The organism is Pseudoxanthomonas sp. SGNA-20 (assembly GCF_003931635.1).
Taxonomy (GTDB): Bacteria; Pseudomonadota; Gammaproteobacteria; order Xanthomonadales; family Xanthomonadaceae; genus Pseudoxanthomonas.
The window spans coordinates 856,258-876,267 of sequence record NZ_RRYK01000001.1 but is presented as its reverse complement, the minus strand read 5'-3'; the positions used below and the strand labels follow the sequence as shown (position 1 = coordinate 876,267).

Genomic DNA, 20,010 nt, shown 5'->3' with positions numbered 1-20,010 from the left:
GGAGCACGCCGTGTCGCCGTGGATGTACCTCGGATTCCCCCTGCTTGGCCTGGCCGCAGGCCTGCTTGCCGGCCTGCTGGGCATCGGCGGCGGGCTGGTGATCATCGCCGCGCTGGCGTGGATGCTGCCGCTGTTCGGCATCCCGCAGGAAGCGGCCATGCACGCGGCCCTGGCCAGCTCGCTGGCCAGCATCGTGCTGACCGGCCTGTCGTCGGCGCGCGCCCATGCACGCCGCGGCAGCGTGCTGTGGCCGACGGTGGCGTGGATGGTGCCGGGCCTGCTGCTGGGCGGTTGGCTCGGCAGCGGCCTGGCGGTGGCGCTGGATGATTCGGTGCTGCGCTGGGTGGTAGCGGGGTACTGCCTGCTGGCGGCCTGGCAGATCGGTTTCGGCGCCACCCGCGCGCCGGCCGACGGCAGCGAGGTGGCGCCGCCGCGCGGCTGGCCGATGACCCTGGCCGGCGGCGGCATCGGCGCGATGTCGGCGGTGGTCGGCATCGGCGGCGGCAGCATGACCGTGCCGCTGCTGGTATGGCGCGGGGTGCGCCCGGTGCGCGCGGTGGGCACGTCCAGCGCCTGCGGCGTGGCGATCGCGGTTTCCTCGGCCGCCGGCTACGCCCTGCACGCGCCGCCGGGCGCGTTGCCGCAGCACGCGTTCGGCTACATCTACCTGCCGGCGGCCCTGGGCGTGGCCATGGCCTCGGTGCTGGCGGCGCCGCTGGGCACGCGGCTGGCGCATGCAATCAGCGGCCAGGCCTTGCGCAAGGTGTTCGCACTGTTCCTGCTGCTGGTGGGCGTGAGCGTGGCGCTGTCGGGCTGAGCGGCGATCAGCCGCCACCGCAGTCGCGGGCCATGCGCGCGTCGATGCGCGCCTGTTCGGCGTCCAGCGCCTGGCGTTCGCTGGGCATCAGCCCGTGGTAGACGCGCAGGATCCCGTAGCGGCGGTCGGACAGTCGCGCGCAGACCTCTTCCTGCGGCAGGCGCTCGCACGGGTCCTGCACCCAGGTGCCGGTGGCGACCAGCGCCGTGCCCGGATGGGGCGGCCGCACCGGCGGCACCGGATCCCGGCCGGGACCCGGACGGGCCGGGGGACGCGGCGGATGCAGCCGCGGCGGCGGGGCGCGCCCTGCCACCCAGAGCGGCACCCAGCGCGGCGTGCCCTGCGGCTGGTCGCTCAGGTAGCGCTCGCCGTCGGGAGCGGTGCAGGCGTACATCGGCTCCGGGTCCTGCACCCGGACCACGTGCACGATGCTGCGTGGCGGCGGCGCGGGCTGCGCCGGGGCGGGCGGCACCGGATTGGCCCCGGGCGCGGGGTCGCGCGGACGCTCCATGGTCCGCTGTTGCTGGCGCTCGCCGCTGCCGCAGGGCTGGTTGCCGAGGCTGACCGTGCCGTCGCTGGCGGTGCAGCGGTAGATGGTGAGCGCGTCGCCGGCGGTCGCGGGCGCTGCCGCCAGCAACGGTGCCAGGCAGGCAAGCAGGGCAGTCGTGGCCCCGGCAACCGCGCCTGCGCGATGACCGTGCCCGGGCATGGGCTTATCCGCGCAGGACGGCGCCGTCGAGCGCGGCGCGGATCGGGGTGGGGCGGTCGAGGCCGCCGGTTTCCCCGCCGACCACGCCGTCGATCCCGCCCAGCAGGGCCGGATCCAGTTCGTGCCGGGCGTAGGCCGGCGGCCGTCCGGCGAGGTTGGCGCTGGTGGAGACCAGGGCTCCGCCGAAGGCCTCGCAAAGCGCCACCACCTCCGGATGCGCGCTGATGCGCACCGCCAGGCTGCGGTGGCTGCCGGTCACCCACGGCGGCGCCAGCGACGTGGCCGGGATCGCCCAGGTGTTCGGGCCGGGCCAGCTGGCGCAGACCTCGGTCATGCGCCCGGCCGGCAACTGCGCCAGGTCCAGCCACGGCCGCACCGCTTCCAGCCCGGCGGCCACCACGATCAGGCCCTTTTCCACCGGCCGCTGCTTGATCTCCAGCAGGCGCATGACCGCCGCCTGGTCGGCCGGGTCGCAGCCCAGCCCCCATACGGCTTCGGTGGGATAGGCGATCACGCCGCCGCGCCGCAGCAGGTCCACGGCCGACGCGATGTCGAGGGTGTTCTCCATGCGCGGATGGTAGTACGCGGCGGTGTGCCCGGGATGAAGCCCGGCTGGCGGGAACGCGCCCGCGGAAAACGGACGGGCCCGCTCGCGCGGGCCCGCCTGGTTGCGATCGATGCCGCCGGACTCAGAACGGCGGGGCGTCGTCGGCCGTCGCGCGCGCGGCCTTCCTGGCCGGAGCCTTTTTCGCGGCGGTCTTGGTGGCCTTCTTGGCCGGAGCCTTCCTTGCCGCGGCCTTCTTCGCCGGCGCCTTCTTCGGCGCGGCGTCATCGGCGACCGCCTTCTTCGCCGCCTTCTTCGCCGGCGCCTTCTTGGCGGCGAAGCCGCGGCGCGCGGGCTTGCCGGTCTCGGCCAGCAGCCGTTGCACTTCCTCCAGGGTCAGCGAGGACGGCTCGCGGTCCTTGGGGATCTTGCCGTTGAGCTTGCCGTCGCTGATGTACGGGCCGAAGCGGCCGTTGAGCACCTGGATGTCGCTGCCCGGGAACTCCTTGATGATCCGGTTGCGCGCGATCTCCTCCTTCTCCTCGATCAGGAACACCGCCCGCGCCAGGTCGATCTTGTACGGGTCGTCCTCCTTCTTCAGCGAGGCGTAGGTGCTGCCGCGCTTGACGAAGGGGCCGAAGCGGCCGATGCCGACGCTCACCTGCTGGCCGTTGCTCTCGCCCAGGTTGCGCGGCATGTCGAACAGCTTCAGCGCCTCCTCCAGGGTGATGGAGTAGATGCTCTGGCCCGGCTGCAGCGAGGCGAACTTCGGCTTCTCCTCGTCCTCGACCGTGCCGATCTGCACCATCGGCCCGAAGCGGCCGATGCGCGCGCTGACTTCCTTGCCGGTCCTGGGGTCCACGCCCAGCACGCGCGAGCTGCCGGCGTCGGTGCGGTCCAGCGATTCCTTCTTCTCCTCGACCAGCTCCTTGAACGGGGCCCAGAAGCGCTCCATCAGCGGCACCCACTCCTCCTCGCCGCGGGAGACGGCGTCCAGCTCGTCCTCCATGCGCGCGGTGAAGTCGTAGTCCACGTAGCGGCTGAAGTGCCCGGCCAGGAACTTGCTGACCGCGCGGCCCACGTCGGTGGGCTTGAACGCGCGGCCTTCCATCTCCGCGTACTTGCGGAACAGCAGGGTCTGGATGATCGAGGCGTAGGTCGAGGGACGGCCGATGCCGTATTCCTCCAGCGCCTTGACCAGGGCCGCTTCGGTGTAGCGCGGCGGCGGCTGGGTGAAGTGCTGGTCGGCGTGGACGCGGTCCAGCGGCACCCGCTCGCCGGGCTTGAGCGGCGGCAGCTTGCGGCCCTCGTCCTCGTCCTCGGCGGACTTCACGTCCTTGCCTTCCTCGTACACCGCCAGGAAGCCGGGGAAGACCACGGTGGTGCCGCTGGCGCGGAACACGTGCTCGCTGCCGGCGGCCAGGTCGACCGAGACGGTGTTGAGGGTGGCCGGCACCATCTGGCTGGCCACCGCGCGCTTCCACACCAGCTCGTAGAGCTTGCGCTCGTCGTCGGTGAGGAAGCGGGCGACCGAGGCCGGGGTGCGCAGCGCGGAGGTCGGGCGGATCGCCTCGTGCGCCTCCTGCGCGTTCTTGGACTTGGTCTGGTACACCACCGGCTTGTCCGGCACCGAGGCGGTGCCGTAGTCGCGGGCGATCACGTCGCGGATCTCGGCCACCGCCTCCTGGGAGAGGTTCACCGAGTCGGTACGCATGTAGGTGATCAGGCCGACCGTGCCCTCCTCGCCCAGGGTCACGCCCTCGTACAGCTTCTGCGCCACCTGCATGGTCTTGCGGGTGGTGAAGCCGAGCTTGCGCGAGGCTTCCTGCTGCAGGGTCGAGGTGGTGAACGGCGGCGCCGGGCGGCGCTTGCGCTCCTTGCTGGCCACGGCGGTGACGTGCAGGGCGCCGCCGGCGGCCTGCTGGATGCGCAGGCGCGCAGCCTCGGCCGATTCGCCGTCGGTGATGGTGAACTGCTCGAACTTCTGCCCGTCCAGCTTGACCAGCTTGGCGGCGAACGGCTGCGCCGGGTGCGCCAGCTCGGCGCCGATGCTCCAGTACTCGCGCGCCTTGAACGCCTCGATCTCCTCCTCGCGCTCGACGATCATGCGCAGCGCAGGCGACTGCACGCGGCCGGCCGACAGGCCCGGCTGCACCTTGCGCCACAGCACCGGGGAGAGGTTGAAGCCGACCAGGTAGTCCAGCGCGCGGCGCGCCTGCTGGGCGTCGACCAGCGGCGCGGCGATGGTGCGCGGCTGGTTCATCGCCTCCTTGATTGCGCGCGGGGTGATCTCGGTGAACACCACCCGGCGCAGCGGCTTGCCGTCGAGCAGGCCGCGTTCCTTCAGGATCTCGGCGATGTGCCAGCTGATCGCCTCGCCCTCGCGGTCCGGGTCGGTGGCCAGCCAGATGTCGTCGGCCGCCTTGGCCGCCTTGGCGATCGCCTCGACGTGCTTCTCGTTCTTCTCGATCAGGTCGTAGCGCATGGCGAAGCCGCGGTCCGGGTCGACCGCGCCTTCCTTGGGAACCAGGTCGCGGACGTGCCCGTAGGAGGCCAGGACGGTGAAGTCCTTGCCGAGATACTTGTTGATCGTCTTGGCCTTGGCGGGCGACTCGACGATGAGGAGGTGCTTGGGCATGTGTGAACCAGACAAGGGCGACGGTCCTTCCGGGACCGGAACGTGCGGGACGACGCGTGAAGAACGCGTTCCCCATAGATGTCGACGCCCGGGGGCGGGACCCCCGGGCGTCGGCCAGCTTTCTTTTTATAGGTGAATCACGCCCCGGCCGGCCGTGTCAAGCCGGCCTCCGGCGCGGCTCAGGCGGCCAGCGAGGCGATCACGCCGATCATGGCCACCAGCGCGACCAGGGCGCCGACCAGCAGCAGGCCACCCAGGACCAGGACCACGATGGTCAGCGTGCCCAGCTCCCGGCGCTGCCATTCCGGGTGCTCGGTGAAGGCCCACTTGTCCACCACCAGGGTGTCGCAAACCATGTCGTGCAAGGCCTGCTTGCGCTGGGTGAAGGCCGCCATCAGGTAGCCGATGCACAGGATCAGGCTGCTGAGGATGGTGGCGAAGTAGCGGCCGATGCCGCGCAGCAGGCTGATGCGGCTGCCGTCGGTGCGCACGACCTTGATGCCGATGGCCATCTTGCCGGGGGTGGCGCCGCCGCGCGAGGCGTGGAAGGCGGCGTAGTAGACGGCGGTCAGCAGGATCGAGAACAGCTGCACGCCCAGGTGCATGATCGCCGTGGCGGCGCCGGAGTCGTCGGACAGGGCCAGCGGCAGCGCGAACAGGGCCAGGACCATGCCGACCAGGGTGCCGGCCACGCCGACGATCACGCTGTCGATCAGGTAGGCGGCCACGCGCTTCCAGAACCCGGCCAGCACCACCTCGCCGGCGGCCTGGGGGGCGTAGGAGCCGGTGGCCGCCGCCACCGGGGCGGCGTAGGGCGAATAGGCCTGGCTGGCCTCGGCCGTGGTCCAGGCGTGGCCGCCGTCGTGGCCGTCCGCGGTGCCGGTCCCGGGGGCGGCGGTCGGGGCCAGCGGCTCCAGTTCCAGGCGGGCCTCGGGGGCGCTCCCGTGGTGGGGGCTGGTGACCTCGGCAAGGGCCGGTCCGGCCACCTGCTCGGGCGTGGCTGGCTCCAGCACGGGCTCAGCGACGGGCGCCACGCCGGATGCGGCGGTTCCGGGGACGACCGGTTCCGCGACCGGTTCCAGGACGGGCTCCAGCACGGGTTCCAGCACGGGTTCCAGCACGGGCTCCGCGGGCTGCCACGCGGCCGGTCCGGCCGCGACGGGCGCGGTCGCCGGCGCCGGGGCGGGCTGCGGGGCCGGCGGCGCGGCCACCGGCGCGGGCGGCGGCACCGGCTGGTCCAGGCCCAGCTCGCCGCGGTGGGCGCCCAGCGGCTGCCACTGGGACAGCCCCTCGCGCCACACCAGGGTGGCATCGCCGACCCGGCCCTGGCGGTACAGGCGCGCCACTTCGGCGGCCGCGACCGGGCCCTGCTGCTGGCGGTTGTGATCGGCGTAATACCACTGGGTCATGCGTTGGATCCTTCGTGTACCGCGTCAGCCGCGGCATTCATGGGGCAGGTAACGGTCTTCGATGGCCGAGGAGCACAGCCAGGTGTCCACCGCCGCGTTGTATTCCAGCCAGACCGGTTGCTGGTCGAGGTCGTCGTTGCCTGGCACGCGCAGGGTGGCGGCCAGGCCGCACAGCTCGCTTTCCTCGAACTCGCCGAAGCGGATCGCGGCGAGGTTGCCGCCGGCGTATTCCTCGGCGCTGGCGAAGCCTTCGTCGTCGTTGGTCGGGCAGCGGCCGTGCTCCTCGACGAAGGCCACCACCGCCGGCTGGTGCGCGCGTGCCTCGGCGATGGCCGCCGCCACCCGGGTCCTGGCCACGTAGTCCTGGTAGGCCGGCAGGGCGACCGCCGCCATGATGCCCACGATCGCGACCAGCACCAGCAGCGCGACGCCCAGGACCACGGCCACGATGCAGCCGGTGCGCCGCGGCGGCGGCGCCGGCATGGCGGTGCGCGCCTGGCCGGGGAGCGGGGGCGGCGGCGGGGCGGCCAGGCCCAGTTCGACGGCCACGGCCGACAGCGGGCACCACTGCGCCAGGCCTTCGCGCCAGACCAGGGTTTGCGGCCCGATCGCGCCGCGGCGTGCCAGCGCGGCCAGTTCGGCGGCCGGCAGCGGCCCGTGCTGCTGGCCGTCCGGGGTGGCGTAGTACCAATGGCTCATCCCAGCAGCTCCCCAAGCACGGACAAGAACACGAACGCGGCCAGCGCGATCAGCACCGACAGCGCCGACCACAGCGCCCACAGGCGCGCCTTGCGCGAGGCCTCCAAGGCCCCGGCCAGGTCGCCCTCGGCGCGGCGGCGGTCCACCTTGCAGGCATGGACGATGGACACCACGCCCAGCGGCCAGCAGCACAGCAGGGTGGTGAGGATCGCCCAGGCCAGGTAGGTCGGCACCGGCTGCACGACCGGCGCCGGGCGCGCGCTGTCCCAGGCCTGCGGCGGCGCGTAGGGGCCGGCAGCGGCGGCCGGCGGCAGTGGCGGCGGCGGGCTTGCGCCGAAGCCGGGCAGGCCCAGCTCGGCCGCCACCTGTGCCAGCGGCTGCCACTGCGCCATGCCCTCGCGCCACACCAGCGTGGCCGGCCCGATCTCGCCCGTGGCGGCCAGCTCGCGCAGGCGCGCGGCCGGCACCGGGCCATGCCCCTGCCCGCCGGCAGTGGCGTAATACCAGTCCATTCGTGTCCCCGGAAAATCCGTTTCGTCACGTTACCTTAACCTCCAGATGCGCGGAAGCCGGCGCGTGGCCGGCTTCCGGGAGGCAGGGCAGTGGCGCGGCCGGTCAGTGCACCGGCTCGGGGTCCTCGCCGAACATCTGGGTTTCCATCCAGGCGTAGGCGGCCTCGGCGCCGGGCTGGGTGAACAGCACCATCAGCACCACCCACTTGAGGTCGTCCAGGTCCAGCTCGTCCTGGTCCAGGGCCATGGCGCGGTCGACCACCAGCTCGCGCTGGGCGGCATCCAGCACCCCCTGCTGCTCCAGGAAGGTCAGGAAGCCGCGGCATTCCACGTCCAGCTTGTCCAGCTCCGGGCCATGGAACACCCGCACCGGCCCGTTGCAGCGCGGCTCGGCGCTGGGGCGCTGCTGGGCCAGGCCGTCGAGCCAGTCGAAGGCCTTGGCGATCTCGGCGGGGGTGAATCCGGCCTCGATCAGGCCGGCCTGCAGCGGATCCCGGTCGCGCAGGGTGTCCGCATCGTCGGCGATGTAGTGTTCGAAGAGGTAGAGCAGGACGTCCAGGATGCTTTCTTTCATTGCCCTCGGCCTGCGTCCGGGAAGGACGCGGTGGGTGGGGAACCACGGGCCTGGCGCCAGGCCGTCCGGCCGCCGTCAGGCTCCGGGGCCGTCGCCGCTGGACCTGCGCGCATAGCGGCCATGTTCGACCACGATCCGCCCGTCCAGTTCCATGGCCAGCAGCATGGACGACAGGGTGGCGGGCGTCAATCCGGTCCGTTCAGCGAGGATGTCCATAGGGATTGGGTCATGGCCCAGTGCCTGCCACAACTTGTCGTGGTCCCCCCGGGGCTGGGCAGGCGTCGTGGCGGGTCCGGGACGGGCCGCGGGCGGGGGGGCCAGCTGCCGGGCGAGGTGCCCGGCCAGCGCGGCGATGCCGGCCAGCACGTCCTCCGGCGTTTCCGCCAGCTGGGCGCCGTCGCGGATCAGGCGGTGGCAGCCGCGGGCCTGCGGGTGGTGGATCGAACCGGGCAGGGCGAACACCTCGCGCCCGTAGGTCGCGGCCAGGCGCGCGGTGATCAGGGCGCCGGAGCGCAGCGCGGCCTCCACCACCACCGTGCCCAGGGCGAGCCCGGCGATGATCCGGTTGCGCCCGGGGAAGTGCGCGGCCCGCGGCGGGGTGCCGGGCGGATGCTCGCTGGCCACCGCGCCGTGGGCCGCGATCCGTTCCAGCAGCCCGGCGTGGCGGCGCGGATAGGCCACGTCCGGGCCGGTGCCAAGCACGGCCACGGTGCCGCCGCCGCACTCCAGCGCCGCCTCGTGCGCGGCGCCGTCGATGCCGGCGGCCATGCCGCTGGCCACCACCAGGCCGGCGCGGCAGAAGGCGTGGGCGAACGCGCGGGCGTTGTCGCGGCCGCCGGCGCTGGCGGCGCGGCTGCCGACCAGCGCCAGGGCCGGCCGCCACAACAGGTCCGGGTCGCCGGCCACGAACAGCGCCAGCGGCGCGTCCGCGCATTCCCGCAGCAGGGCCGGGTAACGGGGGTCGTTCCAGGGCAGGAAGTGGTGCCCGGGCTGTTCCAGCCAGGCCAGGCAGCGCTCCAGCAGGGGCGCGGGCACCGCGTCCAGGCGCGCGGCCAGCTCCTGATCGGGCCGCGCCGCCGGCCCGGCCTGCAACAGCGCCCGGCGCGGCGCGCGCGGGCCGCCGGCCAGGGCCAGGCGCAGGGCGGGCAGGGGATCGGCGGCAGTTGCGGGCGGGTAGGCGACGGCGGCGGACATGCCCGCCATCGTCGCCCGGAAACGGCGACGGCGCCCTAGGGCGCCGTCGCATCGGTGCGTAGGACTAGTCCGGCTTACTCGGTATCCGGATGCCGCGCGCTGTAGCCCACGCGCACCGGCTTCACCCCGTCCATCACCAGGGCGTAGCTGACCTTGTCGAAGGTGCGGAACACCATCGCGTGGGCCGCGTACTCCTCCGGCAGGGCCACGCCGCCCCCGCTGAAGCGGTCGTCCATGCGCGAGGTCTGGCCGCCGGTGACGCGGTCGTTGACCTTGGTGCTCGTGCGCCACAGCGAGACCACGGTGCCGTTGTCGAAGCCGTCGCGGGCGCCGGCCGACAGCGCGATCACGTCGCGCGGGCCGCCGGAGGCGATCGCGTCGGCCACCGCCAGCACGCGCACGTCGGTCGGCAGTTCGCGCGGCGGGTGCGGGAAGAACTGCAGGTCGTACGGCTGCGGCTCGACCGGGATCAGGCGGTCGCCGGCGCGGACTTCCTTGCCGTTGCTGTCCTCCAGGGTCAGCGTGGCCACCTCGACCGAGCCGGCCGGCACGCGGGTGATGGTGCCGACGTTGACCTGGGTCAGCTCGTAGCCGAGGAACTCGTTGCGGTCGGTCGGCGGCACGTATTCCTTCCACAGCGCGCCGTCGCCCGGGGTCGGGCGGCCGCTGGGCAGCAGGTCGCGGGTGTTGCGCGGCATGGCGTAGCGCACGGTCGGGCGGACCACGGCGTAGCGCTGGCCCACGGCGGCGCCGGCGAGGTTCTTCACGTAGGCGGCCTGGCCGGCGCTGCCGCGCAGGCGGTTGTCCTCGAACGCGACCACGTACGGCAGGTGTTCGAAGGCGTCGGTCACGCGCAGGTTCTTCAGGAACGGCTCGATCTCCGACAGCGGCACGGCGCCGATCGGGGCCTCCTCGCGCGGGCCCGGCTCGACCGCGACCACGCGGTCCAGGTAGGCCAGGCTCAGCACGTCGCCCGGATAGATCAGGTGGGGGTTGGCCACCTGCGGGTTGGCCTGCCAGATCTCCGGCCACAGCCAGGGCTTCTTCAGGAAGCGGCCGGCGATGTCCCAGAGGGTGTCGCCCTTCTGGACGACGTAGGTATCCGGATGGGAGCCGGCGGATTCGACCGCCAGCGCATAGGTAGCGACAGTCAGCATCGCGACGGCGAAGGCCGTCCGAAGGCGCGTGAGCATTGTTGAAATCCGCCTGATTCCCCAACAGGTCCGCGGACTATAGTCCAGAAACCCGGTCCCAGCGCAAGCATCCGCGCTAGAATTGGGGACGCTGGCCGGGTCCGTCCCGGCCGATCCTGTTTGCCACCCCCCGGAGCGCCCGCCATGGCCCTGCTGCCCATCCTCGAATTCCCCGATCCGCGCCTGCGCACCAAGGCCGCCCAGGTCGATCCGGCGCAGGTAACCAGCCCGGAGTTCCAGGGCCTGGTCGACGACATGTTCGAGACCATGTACGCGGCGCCGGGCATCGGCCTGGCCGCCACCCAGGTGGACCGCCACCTGCGCTTCATGGTCATCGACGTCAGCGAGGACAAGTCCGCGCCGATGGTGTTCATCAACCCGGAGATCGTCTCCTCCCAGGGCAAGCGCGCCTACCAGGAGGGCTGCCTCTCGATCCCGGGCATCTATGCCGACGTGACCCGCGCCGACACCATCGTCGTGCGCTACCTGGACCGCGAGGGCAAGCAGCAGGAACTGCCCGCCGAGGGCCTGCTGGCCACCTGCATCCAGCACGAGATCGACCACCTGGACGGCAAGCTGTTCGTGGACTACCTCTCGCCGCTCAAGCGCGAGATGGTGCGCAAGAAGCTGGCCAAGGCGCGCAGGCACGCCGCCTGAGCCCGGTGGCGCCCCCGCCGCGGCGGCGCCCCGCAGCCCCCCGGGCCGCCGGCGGCGCGCCGGCCGGCCCCCGTACCGCCCGCGGGCGGACGGGCCATCTGGAGACGATGACCCGATGAGGATCGTATTTGCAGGCACCCCGGAGTTCGCGGTGCCTTCCCTGCGCGTCGCCGCGCAACGCGGCGAGGTGGTGGCCGTCTATACCCAGCCGGACCGGCCCGCCGGCCGCGGCCGCGGGTTGCAGGCCTCGCCGGTGAAGCTGGAGGCGGTGGCCCGTGGCATCCCGGTCTACCAGCCGGAAAGCCTGCGCGACCCCGCCGCCCAGGAACAGCTGCGCGCGCTGCGGCCGGACCTGATGGTGGTGGTGGCCTACGGCCTGATCCTGCCCAAGGCCGTGCTCGCCATCCCGACCCACGGCTGCTGGAACGTGCATGCCTCGCTGCTGCCGCGCTGGCGAGGCGCCGCGCCGATCCAGCGCGCGATCCAGGCCGGCGACGCCGAGACCGGCGTGTGCCTGATGCAGATGGAAACCGGCCTGGACACCGGCCCGGTGCTGCTGGAACAGCGCACCGCCATCGGCGAGGCCGAGACCGGCGGCCAGCTGCACGACCGCCTGGCCGAGCTGGGCGCGCAGGTACTGGGCGACGGCCTGGGCCTGCTGCGCGCCGGGATCCGGCCGGTGCCGCGGCCGCAGCCCGCCGAGGGCGTGACCTACGCGCACAAGCTGGACAAGGCCGAGGCGCGGCTGGACTGGAGCCGCCCGGCGGCCGAGCTGGCGCGCACCGTGCGCGCATTCAACCCGTGGCCGGTGGCCGAGGCCCAGGTGGCCGGCGAACGCCTGCGCATCCACGGCGCGGTGGCGCTGGACCAGGCCCATGGCGCCGCGCCCGGCACCCTGCTCGGCGCCAGCCGCGAGGGCATCGACATCGCCTGCGGCGAGGGCGTGCTGCGCCTGCGCACGGTGCAGCGCGACGGCGGCCGCGCGATCACCGCGGCCGACTGGCTCAACGCGCGCCGCGACCTGGTGGCTGGCTGACGGATGCCTGCGCCGCGTCCGCCCGCACGACGCCCTGCGCACCCGCGCCCGGAGCGGCCGCTGGCCCCCGGCGTGGAAGTGCGCGTGCACGCCGCGCGCGTGCTCGACGCGGTGGTGCACCGCGGCCGCTCGCTGAAGTCCGAGCTGGCGCCGGTGCTGCCGCGCCTGGCCGATCCGCGCGACCGTGCCCTGCTGGAGGCGGTGGTGTTCGCCGCGCTGCGCGGACGCCACCGCTACGAGGCCGCGCTGCGCGGCTGGCTGGCCAGGCCGCCGGGCGCCGGCGACGGTTCCCTGGTGGCCCTGCTGCTGGCCGGCTGCGCCCAGCTCGACGCGCTACAGCTGCCGGCGCACGCGGCCCTGGATGCCACGGTCGAGGCCGCGCGCGCGCTGGGCCGTCCGCACCAGGCGGGCCTGGTCAACGCGCTGCTGCGCCGTGCCCAGCGCGAGGGTTTCCCGGCCGCCGATCCGGCCGCGGCCTGGCCGCAATGGCTGCGGAAGAAGGTCGAGGCCGCCTGGCCGCAGCACGCGGCCGCGGTGTTCGCGGCCAGCGCGCATGCCGCGCCGCTGTGGCTGCGGGTCAACCGCAGGCTGGCCGGTCGCGAGGCCTACCGCGCGCGGCTGCAGGAGGCGGGCATCGCCGCCAGCATCGATCCGCGCCTGGTCGACGGCCTGCGCCTGGACGAGCCGGTGCCGGTGGCGGCCCTGCCCGGTTTCGAGGAAGGCCTGGTCGCGGTCCAGGATGGCTCGGCGCAGCAGGCGGCCGACGCCCTGGCCCCGGAGCCGGGCGCGCGCGTGCTCGATGCCTGCGCCGCCCCCGGCGGCAAGGCCGCGCACCTGCTCGAGCGCGACCCCACGCTGGAACTGCTGGCGCTGGACGTGGACCCGCGCCGGCTGGCGCGGGTGGAAGACACCCTGCGCCGCGGCGGCCTGCTCGGCGAGCGCGTGCAGCTGCGCCCGGTCGACGCCACCACCCCGGCACTGTGGTGGGACGGTTTCACCTTCGACGCGATCCTGCTGGATGCGCCGTGCTCGGCCACCGGCGTGGTCCGGCGCCAGCCGGACATCCTGCTGCACCGCCGTCCCGAGGACATCGAGTCCCTGGTCGCCGCGCAGGCGCGCCTGCTCGACGCGGTCTGGCCGCTGCTGCGCCCGGGCGGCATCCTGCTGTACGCCACCTGCTCGATCCTGCCGGAGGAGAACGCCGGCCAGGTCGAGGCGTTCCTGGCCCGTACCCCGGACGCGGCCGCAGTGCCGTTGCCGGAGGCGTTCGGCCATGCCGCCGGTCCCGGCCGCCAGCGCCTGACCGGGGAGGACGGCATGGACGGCTTCTTCTACGCGCGCCTGCGCAAATCCGAGTGACCTGATCCCCGCCAACCCGAGCCACGGCCATGCCGATACAAGACCTGCGCAAGCGCGACCTCTGGTTGTTCTGGACCCTGGCCCTGCTGGTACTCGGCGCGGGCCTGGGCCTGCGCGACCCGTGGCCGGCCGACGAACCGCGTTTCGCCCTGGTGGCCAAGCAGATGGTGGAGAGCGGCAACTGGCTGTTCCCGCACCGCGGCACCGAGCTGTACTCGGACAAGCCGCCGATGCTGATGTGGCTGCAGGCCGCGTTCTACACCGTGACCGGCAACTGGCGGGTGGCGTTCCTGCTGCCCTCGTTGCTGGCCGCGCTGGGCACGCTGTGGTGCGTGCAGGACCTGGCCGGCCGGCTGTGGACCCGGCGCGTGGGCCTGTACGCGGCGTGGGCGCTGCTGTTCGCGTTCCAGTTCACCTGGCAGGCGAAGAAGGCGCAGATCGACCCGCTGGTCACCTTCTTCATCACCCTGGCCAACTACGGCCTGCTGCGCCACCTGCTGCTGGGCCCGGCCTGGCGCTGGTGGGCCCTGGGCTGGGCCGCGGCCGGCCTGGGCACGATCACCAAGGGCGTGGGCGCGCTGGCGTTGCTGATGGTGCTGCCGGCGGCGATCGCCGCGGTGCGCGGCTGGCCGCGGGTGCGGGTACACGCGCGCGACCGCCGTTTCTGGCTGGGCCCGCTGGCGTTCCTCGGCGCGGTGTCGGTGTGGCTGGTGCCGGTGCTCGCGGTGGCGCTGTCGCAGGACCTGCCCGAGTATCGCGCCTACCTGCACGACATCCTGCTGCGGCAGACCGCCAAGCGCTATTCGCAGTCCTGGGACCACCACCAGCCGGCCTGGTACCACCTGGGGGTGATGGCGAGCATGTGGATCCCGGCGGTGCTGGCGCTGCCGTGGGCGATCCCGGCCTGGCGCCGGCGCCTGCGCCGGCGCGACCCGCGCTACCTGCTGCCGCTGGCCTGGTGGCTGCTGGTGCTGGTGTTCTTCTCCATCCCCGATGGCAAGCGCGACGTGTACATCATGCCGGCGCTGCCGATGATGTGCCTGGCGCTGGCGCCGTTGCTGCCGGGGATCCTGCGCCGGCGCCTGCCGCGCGCGCTGCTGCTGGCGCTGGCGCTGCTGGTGGCGCTGCTGTTCCTGGCCGGCGGTGCCTCGGTGCTGTCCGGCGTCGGTTCGCTGCCGGAGCGGCTGCGCGAGCAGCGCGGCCTGGATCCGCAGGGCATCGTCGCCGGCGGCTGGATGCTGCTGGCGATCGGCGCCTGGGGCCTGGGTTGCGTGCTGGCTTTCCGCCGCCGCGCGGTGGCGGCGCTGTCCGCCACCCTGGCGGGGCTGTGGGTGGTGTTCGGGCTGGTCGGCTACGGCCTGCTCAACGACGCCAGTTCCGCGCGCGGGGTGATGGCCGCGGCCGGCCGCCGCATCGGCCCGGAGGCGGAGCTGGGCCTGGTCGCGTGGAAGGAGCAGAACCTGCTGATGGCCGACCGCCCGGCGGCGACCTTCGGCTTCAACCGTCCCTGGGACGAGCAGCTGCAGCTGGCGGTGGCCTGGCAGGCGCAGGCCCCGGACCGCTGGTTGCTGGTGCTGGAGGACGCGCTGGAGCACTGCCTGGACCCGCAGCGGATCGAGCTGGCCGGCATTTCCAACCGCCGCCGCTGGTACCTGGTGCCGCCGGACGCGGTCGTCGCCCCCTGCGAGGCTACCCCGGAGGAGCGCGCGCGCGCGGCCGCCGGGCAGGCGCGGGACCTGGAGGAGTGAGCGCCGGCGCCGGCGCCGGCTCAGCCTTCGTTCCGCGTGGCGCGGCGACCATGTGCGGCTCGCCGCGCACGCAAGCCGAAGAAAGAGTGGGGAGTGACGACGACCGCATGGAAGGACACCGGCTGCACTGGGCACGGCGCTGTGCGGCCTGCGCGCTGTGGTGCCTGCCGGCGCTGGCCCTGACCCTGCCCAAGGGACTGCTCCCGTTCGGCCTGCTGCTGCTCGTCTCCACCCTGCTGGTGCCCGGCGTGGTCGCCGGCGCCCGCCGCATCGGCTGGCCGCTGGCGGCAGTGGCCGCGACGGCCCTGCTGGCGATGGGCGTGGCCCTGCTTTCCAGCCACTGGGCCGGCGGCGGGAGCATCGAGAGCCGCGACCGCCTGCTGGTCCTGCCGTGGACGATGGCCTGGGCCTGGGCCCTGCGTCCGCCGGCCAGCTGGCTGTGGCGCGGGGCGATGGCCGGCCTGGCCGGCGCGGTGGTGCTGGCCTTCGTCCAGGTCGCCACCGGGCTGGGGCGCGCCTCCGGCTGGGTCAACGCGATCGTGTTTGCCGACGTGGTCCTGCTGCTGATGGTGCTGGCGGTGTTCTGCCGGCCGCCGCGCAGCTGGCACTGGGCGCTGTTCGGAGTGGCCTGCGGCACCGTGGCGATCCTGTTCAGTGGCACCCGCGGGACCTGGCCGGGGCTGCTGCTGCTGCTGGCCGCGGTGGTGCTGGGCAGCGGCTGGCAGAGCTGGCGCTACCGGGTGCTGCTGCTGGCCACCGCCCTGGCCGGCGTGGTGGCGCTGGTGGGGGCGGTGCCCGGGATGAGCCACCAGATGCGGCTGGTCGAGCTGCAGCAGGACATCGAGCGGATCAATGCCGGCGACTACGATTCCTCCGCCGGCGCGCGCCTGGAACGGCTGCAGGTGGCGGTCGACGCCTTCCTCGAGCGGCCCTGGACCGGGGTGGGCTTTGCCCAGTTCGACCGCGCCATGCGCGAGCAGCTGCCGGCCTGCCGCGAGCCGCACCCGGCCGAGCGCTGCGACCTGGGCCACGCCCACAACGACCTGGCCGAGTGGGCCGCGACCATGGGCATCCCCGGCCTGGTCTCGCTGCTGCTGCTGTACGGCGTGCCGCTGGCGCTGTTCCTGCACCTGGCCTGGCGCACCGGCGTGCCGCGCATGCGCGGCATCGCCGCCGGCGGCGCCATGCTGGTGGTGGTGTTCGCCCTGTGCGGGCTTACCCAGTCGATGTTCGCGCACCAGACCACCACCAGCGCCTATGCCGCGCTGACCGGCATCCTGCTGGGCCTGGCCCTGCACGAGGCCGCCGCCGCCGGACGCCTGCGCGGACGCGGCGTGCGCGGGGACTGAACCGCGGCGCGGTCCGGCGCCCGGCGCCTGCCGGCCGCTGCCGTCTCCATGGTCCGTGGCAGGCCGCGGCCACAGCCGCAGTCCCGGGTGTGCACCGGTTGGCACGGGCCTCGCCTTCCGTTCTCCCGGGCGTGCTGCGCTTGTCCGGACTGCTCCGCGACGGCCCACCGGCCGTGCTGGTGTCGTGTTCCGCGCCCTCCATTCCCGGGCGTGCTGCGCCTGCGCGGACAACGGTCGCGGCCCAGCGGCGCGGGGGCACTGGCCGATGGCGCCGTCGCGTCCGGTGTCCGCCGTTGCAGGGCAGGGGATGCCAGGCCGTGCCTGCCTGCCGGCCGGCCGCGGGCCACGCGCGGCATGAAAAAGCGCCGGCCCACGGGGGCCGGCGCCGGGTGCTGCAGCCGGTCCGCGCGGGACCGGCCTTGCCTGCCGCGGAGGGTCAGGCGGTGATGTCCACGTCCTTGGTCTCGCGCAGGAACAGGGTGCCGATCACCAGGGTCATGACCGCGATGATGATCGGGTACCACAGGCCGTAGTACAGGTTGCCCGAAGCCGCCACCAGGGCGAAGGAGATCGCCGGCAGGAAGCCGCCGAACCAGCCGTTGCCGATGTGGTACGGCAGCGACATGGAGGTGTAGCGGATGCGGGTCGGGAACAGCTCCACCAGGTAGGCGGCGATCGGGCCGTAGACCATGGTCACGTAGATCACCAGGAGCCACAGCAGCAGGATCGTCATCGGCATGTTGATCCGGGCGGTGTCGGCCTTGTCCGGATAGCCGGCGTCGACCAGGGCAGCCTTCAGCGCGCCGCCGAACTCGCCCTGCTTGGCCTTCAGCTCGTCGCCGGCCAGGCCGGTGGCGTCGTACGAGGTGACCGGACGGTCGCCGATGTGGACCTCGGCCACCGAGCCCGGGGCCGCCGGCTGGATGGTGTACGGCACGCCGGCGCGGGCCAGCGCGGCGGTCGCCACGTCGCAGGAGCTGGTGAACTTGCGGACACCGGCCGGGTCGAACTGGAAGCTGCAGGTTTCCGGATCGGCCACCACCACCGCCGGCGAGGTGCGCGCGGCTTCCTCCACCGCCGGGTTGGCGAAGTGGGTCAGGCCCTTGAAGATCGGGAAGTAGGTCACCGCGGCCAGCAGGCAGCCGGCCATGATGATCTTCTTGCGGCCGATCTTGTCCGACAGCCAGCCGAAGAACAGGAAGAACGGGGTGGCCAGGGCCAGCGCCGCGGCGATCAGCAGGTAGGCGACGGTGGAGTCGACCTTGAGCATGCTCTGCAGGTAGAACAGCGCGTAGAACTGGCCGCAGTACCAGACCACGGCCTGGCCGGCGGTGGCGCCGAACAGGACCAGCAGCATCAGCTTCAGGTTGCCGGTCTTGATCGAGTCACGGAAGGGCATCTTCGAGCCCTTGCCCTGCGCCTTCATCTCCTGGAACAGCGGCGACTCGCTCAGCTGCAGGCGGATCCATACCGAGATGCCCAGCAGCACGATCGAGGCCAGGAACGGGATGCGCCAGCCCCAGTCCTCGAACGCCTCGGTTCCCAGCGACAGGCGGCAGCCCAGGATCACCAGCAGCGACAGGAACAGGCCCAGGGTCGCGGTAGTCTGGATGAAGCTGGTGTACAGGCCGCGGCGGTTGGCGGGCGCGTGCTCGGCCACGTAGGTGGCCGCGCCGCCGTACTCCCCGCCCATGGCCAGGCCCTGGGCCAGGCGCAGGATGATCAGGATGACCGGGGCGGCCATGCCGATCGAGGCGTAGTTGGGCAGCACGCCGACCAGGAAGGTCGAGATGCCCATGATCAGGATGGTGACCAGGAACGTGTACTTGCGGCCGATGCGGTCGCCGAGGCTGCCGAAGAAGGCCGCGCCGAACGGACGCACGAAGAAGCCGGCGGCGAAGGCCAGCAGCGCGAAGATCATGCCCGTGGTCGGGTTGACGCCGCTGAAGAACTGCTTGGCGATGATCGCTGCCAGCGAGCCGTAGAGGTAGAAGTCATACCACTCGAAGACGGTACCCAGGCTCGACGCGAAGATGACCTTCTTGTGGCCCGAGGTGAGCTCGCCCTTGGGCGAGGCGGATGCTGCCGTGGTGCTCATAGGGATCCCCTTCCTCAGAAGCTGTACTTGATGGAGGTATGCAGACGCTTGAGGTCGCCCTCGCGGTCATCCTCGAGGGAACGCTGGCCGTAGCTGATTTCCGCGCCAACGTCCAGCTTCGGGAACGGCGAGTAGATCAGGTTTGCGTGGAACGACTGGGTGCGCTCGGTCGCGCCGTAGCCGGTGAGGCTGGTGTCGTTGTCGAAGTGCGAGGCCGCGTACATCAGGTTGGTGCGGACCTTCGGGCTGAACACGTGGCGCCAGGCCACGAAGCCGCCGTAGCCGTCCTGCGCGTGCAGCGCGCCGTTGGCGTCGACCACCACGTCGCTGCCGATGCCGAACGCCAGGTAGCGGCCGATGCCGCTGCCGCCGTTGACCGCCCAGCGGATGTCGTCGCTGGCGCCGAGGTTGAACTTGCCCGACACGCTCAGCGCGGCGCCGGTCTCGGTCTCGTCCAGCCACTTGAACTGGCGCACCAGGCCGGCGACGGTGAAGTGGCCCCAGTCGCCCTTGGTCAGCCAGCGCGCGGTCAGGTCGGGCAGGACGTTGTCGCCGCTGTTGAAGCGCGCCGCGGCGCTGAGGTACGGGTTGACCGTGGTCTGCGGGTTCTCCAGCGAGACCGACCACGGGCCCTTGGTGTAGCGCACCTGGGCCTGGCGCACGAACACGGTGCCGTCGGTCGGGCCGACGAAGTCCACCGCGTCGGGCAGGGCGGCCACGTCCATGAAGTTGGACCAGGTCTGGCCGGCCAGCCAGTTGTTCCAGCTGACGTAGGCGTGGCGCAGGGTGACGGCGTAGGTGTTGGTCGCCGTCTCGTTGCCGGCCAGGGCGTTGCTGCCGCCGCCGAAGAAGTCGGCCTCGACGTAGCCCTTGAACTTGTCGCCGTTGGCGGTGACGTGGTCCACGCCCAGGCCGAAGCGCGAGAACTGGGCATGGAAGTCGGTGTACGGGTCGCCGCCGCCGGCGCCGGCGCCGCCCACCGGGATGGTGCTGGGCACGTAGAACAGCCGGCCCGACGAGCCGTCGGCGATGCGGCCGTCGCTGGTCTCGGTGACCATCGCGTCCATCTTGATGAAGCCGGTGTACGAGAACGTGGTGCCCGGGTTGGCGTTGGGCGTGATCGTGGTGGCCTGCACCGGCTGCTTGCCGGCCGGGACCGCCGGTGCCGCCGGTTGCGCCGCCTGCTGCTGCTGGGTGGTCAGCAGCGCCTGCACCTGGCGCTCCAGTTCGGCCACCCTCGCCTCAAGTTCCTTCTCGCGGTCGCTCTGCGCCATGGCGGCGCCGGGCACGGCAAGCGCGAGCAGCATTGCGGCTGCCAGCGGCCTGCGCACCAGTCTTGCGGGATGCATGCTCATTGCCCCTCCTCTCCCTCTGCGAATGAGTGCTCGAAATGGCGACCGACCGCCCCTCTGCGGCCGGTTGCGCGGCCAGACTTCGCACGCTGCCGGGCAAGCGCCTATTCGCCATTAGTCGA

17 protein-coding genes and 1 pseudogene are annotated in these 20,010 nt (G+C 72.9%); 6 read left to right on the top strand and 12 right to left on the bottom strand.

Annotation, left to right across the window (positions count from 1 at the left end):
* Positions 1-10 precede the first annotated feature (10 nt).
* Entirely contained in the window at positions 11-817 is an 807-nt protein-coding gene (locus EIM48_RS03895; protein WP_233581622.1) for a sulfite exporter TauE/SafE family protein, read from the top strand.
* 7 nt (positions 818-824) lie between these two features.
* Here the strand turns inward: EIM48_RS03895 and EIM48_RS03890 are convergent, their stop codons facing one another.
* The 10 genes and pseudogenes from EIM48_RS03890 to EIM48_RS03850 all read right to left on the bottom strand — a co-directional run bounded on the left by EIM48_RS03890 (position 825) and on the right by EIM48_RS03850 (position 10,289).
* Positions 825-1,526 (bottom strand): hypothetical protein, encoded by a 702-nt coding sequence (locus tag EIM48_RS03890; protein WP_232210958.1) that lies wholly within the window; start codon positions 1,524-1,526, stop codon positions 825-827.
* Positions 1,527-1,530: 4 nt separating this feature from the next.
* Positions 1,531-2,094: a Sua5/YciO/YrdC/YwlC family protein gene (locus tag EIM48_RS03885; RefSeq protein ID WP_019399204.1), complete on the bottom strand. Its 564-nt coding sequence runs from the start codon at positions 2,092-2,094 to the stop codon at positions 1,531-1,533.
* Between the two features lie 121 nt (positions 2,095-2,215).
* Entirely contained in the window at positions 2,216-4,708 is a 2,493-nt protein-coding gene (locus EIM48_RS03880) for a DNA topoisomerase I (RefSeq protein WP_125111108.1), read from the bottom strand.
* A gap of 179 nt (positions 4,709-4,887) precedes the next feature.
* A complete protein-coding gene (locus tag EIM48_RS03875; RefSeq protein WP_125111107.1) occupies positions 4,888-6,117 on the bottom strand; it encodes an RDD family protein in 1,230 nt (409 codons plus the stop codon).
* A gap of 24 nt (positions 6,118-6,141) precedes the next feature.
* Positions 6,142-6,816: a GYF domain-containing protein gene (locus EIM48_RS03870; protein ID WP_125111106.1), complete on the bottom strand. Its 675-nt coding sequence runs from the start codon at positions 6,814-6,816 to the stop codon at positions 6,142-6,144.
* Complete coding sequence (locus tag EIM48_RS15740) at positions 6,813-7,058, bottom strand: CD225/dispanin family protein (protein ID WP_050992193.1); 246 nt, start codon at positions 7,056-7,058, stop codon at positions 6,813-6,815. Before EIM48_RS15740 ends, EIM48_RS03870 begins: the two co-directional genes overlap by 4 nt.
* Before the next feature lie 129 nt (positions 7,059-7,187).
* Positions 7,188-7,328: pseudogene (locus EIM48_RS15735) on the bottom strand (DUF4339 domain-containing protein); the annotation flags it as partial.
* 103 nt (positions 7,329-7,431) lie between these two features.
* The gene (locus tag EIM48_RS03860) at positions 7,432-7,902 is read right to left on the bottom strand and encodes a DUF494 family protein (protein WP_019398989.1); all 471 of its coding nucleotides are present in this window, start codon (positions 7,900-7,902) and stop codon (positions 7,432-7,434) included.
* A 75-nt stretch (positions 7,903-7,977) separates the two neighbouring features.
* Positions 7,978-9,096, bottom strand: coding sequence for a DNA-processing protein DprA (gene dprA / locus EIM48_RS03855; protein ID WP_125075771.1), 1,119 nt, complete (start codon positions 9,094-9,096; stop codon positions 7,978-7,980).
* A 74-nt stretch (positions 9,097-9,170) separates the two neighbouring features.
* On the bottom strand, positions 9,171-10,289 hold the full coding sequence (locus EIM48_RS03850) for a LysM peptidoglycan-binding domain-containing protein (RefSeq protein ID WP_125075772.1): 1,119 nt from the start codon (positions 10,287-10,289) through the stop codon (positions 9,171-9,173).
* A 144-nt stretch (positions 10,290-10,433) separates the two neighbouring features.
* Between EIM48_RS03850 and def the strand changes: the two genes are divergently transcribed.
* The 5 genes from def (at position 10,434) to EIM48_RS03825 (ending at position 16,438) form a co-directional block, all read left to right on the top strand.
* Positions 10,434-10,946 carry a peptide deformylase gene (def, locus tag EIM48_RS03845; RefSeq protein ID WP_019398986.1) on the top strand — a complete coding sequence of 171 codons (513 nt, stop codon included), beginning with the start codon at positions 10,434-10,436 and terminating at the stop codon, positions 10,944-10,946.
* Positions 10,947-11,061: 115 nt separating this feature from the next.
* Positions 11,062-11,982: a methionyl-tRNA formyltransferase gene (fmt, locus tag EIM48_RS03840; RefSeq protein ID WP_019398985.1), complete on the top strand. Its 921-nt coding sequence runs from the start codon at positions 11,062-11,064 to the stop codon at positions 11,980-11,982.
* A gap of 3 nt (positions 11,983-11,985) precedes the next feature.
* Positions 11,986-13,341 (top strand): 16S rRNA (cytosine(967)-C(5))-methyltransferase RsmB, encoded by a 1,356-nt coding sequence (gene rsmB, locus EIM48_RS03835; protein WP_199728372.1) that lies wholly within the window; start codon positions 11,986-11,988, stop codon positions 13,339-13,341.
* Positions 13,342-13,370: 29 nt separating this feature from the next.
* A complete protein-coding gene (locus tag EIM48_RS03830; protein ID WP_125111104.1) occupies positions 13,371-15,089 on the top strand; it encodes a glycosyltransferase family 39 protein in 1,719 nt (572 codons plus the stop codon).
* A gap of 107 nt (positions 15,090-15,196) precedes the next feature.
* On the top strand, positions 15,197-16,438 hold the full coding sequence (locus EIM48_RS03825) for an O-antigen ligase family protein (RefSeq protein ID WP_125111103.1): 1,242 nt from the start codon (positions 15,197-15,199) through the stop codon (positions 16,436-16,438).
* 436 nt (positions 16,439-16,874) lie between these two features.
* Here EIM48_RS03825 and EIM48_RS03820 read toward each other — a convergent pair whose 3' ends face one another.
* Together EIM48_RS03820 and EIM48_RS03815 are read right to left on the bottom strand one after the other, a co-directional pair.
* Entirely contained in the window at positions 16,875-18,536 is a 1,662-nt protein-coding gene (locus EIM48_RS03820; RefSeq protein ID WP_028914423.1) for an MFS transporter, read from the bottom strand.
* Positions 18,537-18,550: 14 nt separating this feature from the next.
* On the bottom strand, positions 18,551-19,891 hold the full coding sequence (locus tag EIM48_RS03815) for a DcaP family trimeric outer membrane transporter (protein ID WP_125111102.1): 1,341 nt from the start codon (positions 19,889-19,891) through the stop codon (positions 18,551-18,553).
* Between the last annotated feature and the right edge of the window lie 119 nt (positions 19,892-20,010).

What these genes read in the sequence shown, in the direction of transcription:
- EIM48_RS03880 (WP_125111108.1), bottom strand. Translation starts at nt 4,708, where the DNA reads ATGCCCAAGCACCTCCTCATCGTCGAGTCGCCCGCCAAGGCCAAGACG.
- rsmB (WP_199728372.1), top strand. Translation starts at nt 11,986, where the DNA reads ATGCCTGCGCCGCGTCCGCCCGCACGACGCCCTGCGCACCCGCGCCCG.
- EIM48_RS03815 (WP_125111102.1), bottom strand. Translation starts at nt 19,891, where the DNA reads ATGAGCATGCATCCCGCAAGACTGGTGCGCAGGCCGCTGGCAGCCGCA.
- EIM48_RS03850 (WP_125075772.1), bottom strand. Translation starts at nt 10,289, where the DNA reads ATGCTCACGCGCCTTCGGACGGCCTTCGCCGTCGCGATGCTGACTGTC.
- EIM48_RS03860 (WP_019398989.1), bottom strand. Translation starts at nt 7,902, where the DNA reads ATGAAAGAAAGCATCCTGGACGTCCTGCTCTACCTCTTCGAACACTAC.
- EIM48_RS03830 (WP_125111104.1), top strand. Translation starts at nt 13,371, where the DNA reads ATGCCGATACAAGACCTGCGCAAGCGCGACCTCTGGTTGTTCTGGACC.
- EIM48_RS03890 (WP_232210958.1), bottom strand. Translation starts at nt 1,526, where the DNA reads ATGCCCGGGCACGGTCATCGCGCAGGCGCGGTTGCCGGGGCCACGACT.
- def (WP_019398986.1), top strand. Translation starts at nt 10,434, where the DNA reads ATGGCCCTGCTGCCCATCCTCGAATTCCCCGATCCGCGCCTGCGCACC.
- EIM48_RS03870 (WP_125111106.1), bottom strand. Translation starts at nt 6,816, where the DNA reads ATGAGCCATTGGTACTACGCCACCCCGGACGGCCAGCAGCACGGGCCG.
- fmt (WP_019398985.1), top strand. Translation starts at nt 11,062, where the DNA reads ATGAGGATCGTATTTGCAGGCACCCCGGAGTTCGCGGTGCCTTCCCTG.
- EIM48_RS03875 (WP_125111107.1), bottom strand. Translation starts at nt 6,117, where the DNA reads ATGACCCAGTGGTATTACGCCGATCACAACCGCCAGCAGCAGGGCCCG.
- EIM48_RS03885 (WP_019399204.1), bottom strand. Translation starts at nt 2,094, where the DNA reads ATGGAGAACACCCTCGACATCGCGTCGGCCGTGGACCTGCTGCGGCGC.
- EIM48_RS03820 (WP_028914423.1), bottom strand. Translation starts at nt 18,536, where the DNA reads ATGAGCACCACGGCAGCATCCGCCTCGCCCAAGGGCGAGCTCACCTCG.
- dprA (WP_125075771.1), bottom strand. Translation starts at nt 9,096, where the DNA reads ATGTCCGCCGCCGTCGCCTACCCGCCCGCAACTGCCGCCGATCCCCTG.
- EIM48_RS03825 (WP_125111103.1), top strand. Translation starts at nt 15,197, where the DNA reads ATGGAAGGACACCGGCTGCACTGGGCACGGCGCTGTGCGGCCTGCGCG.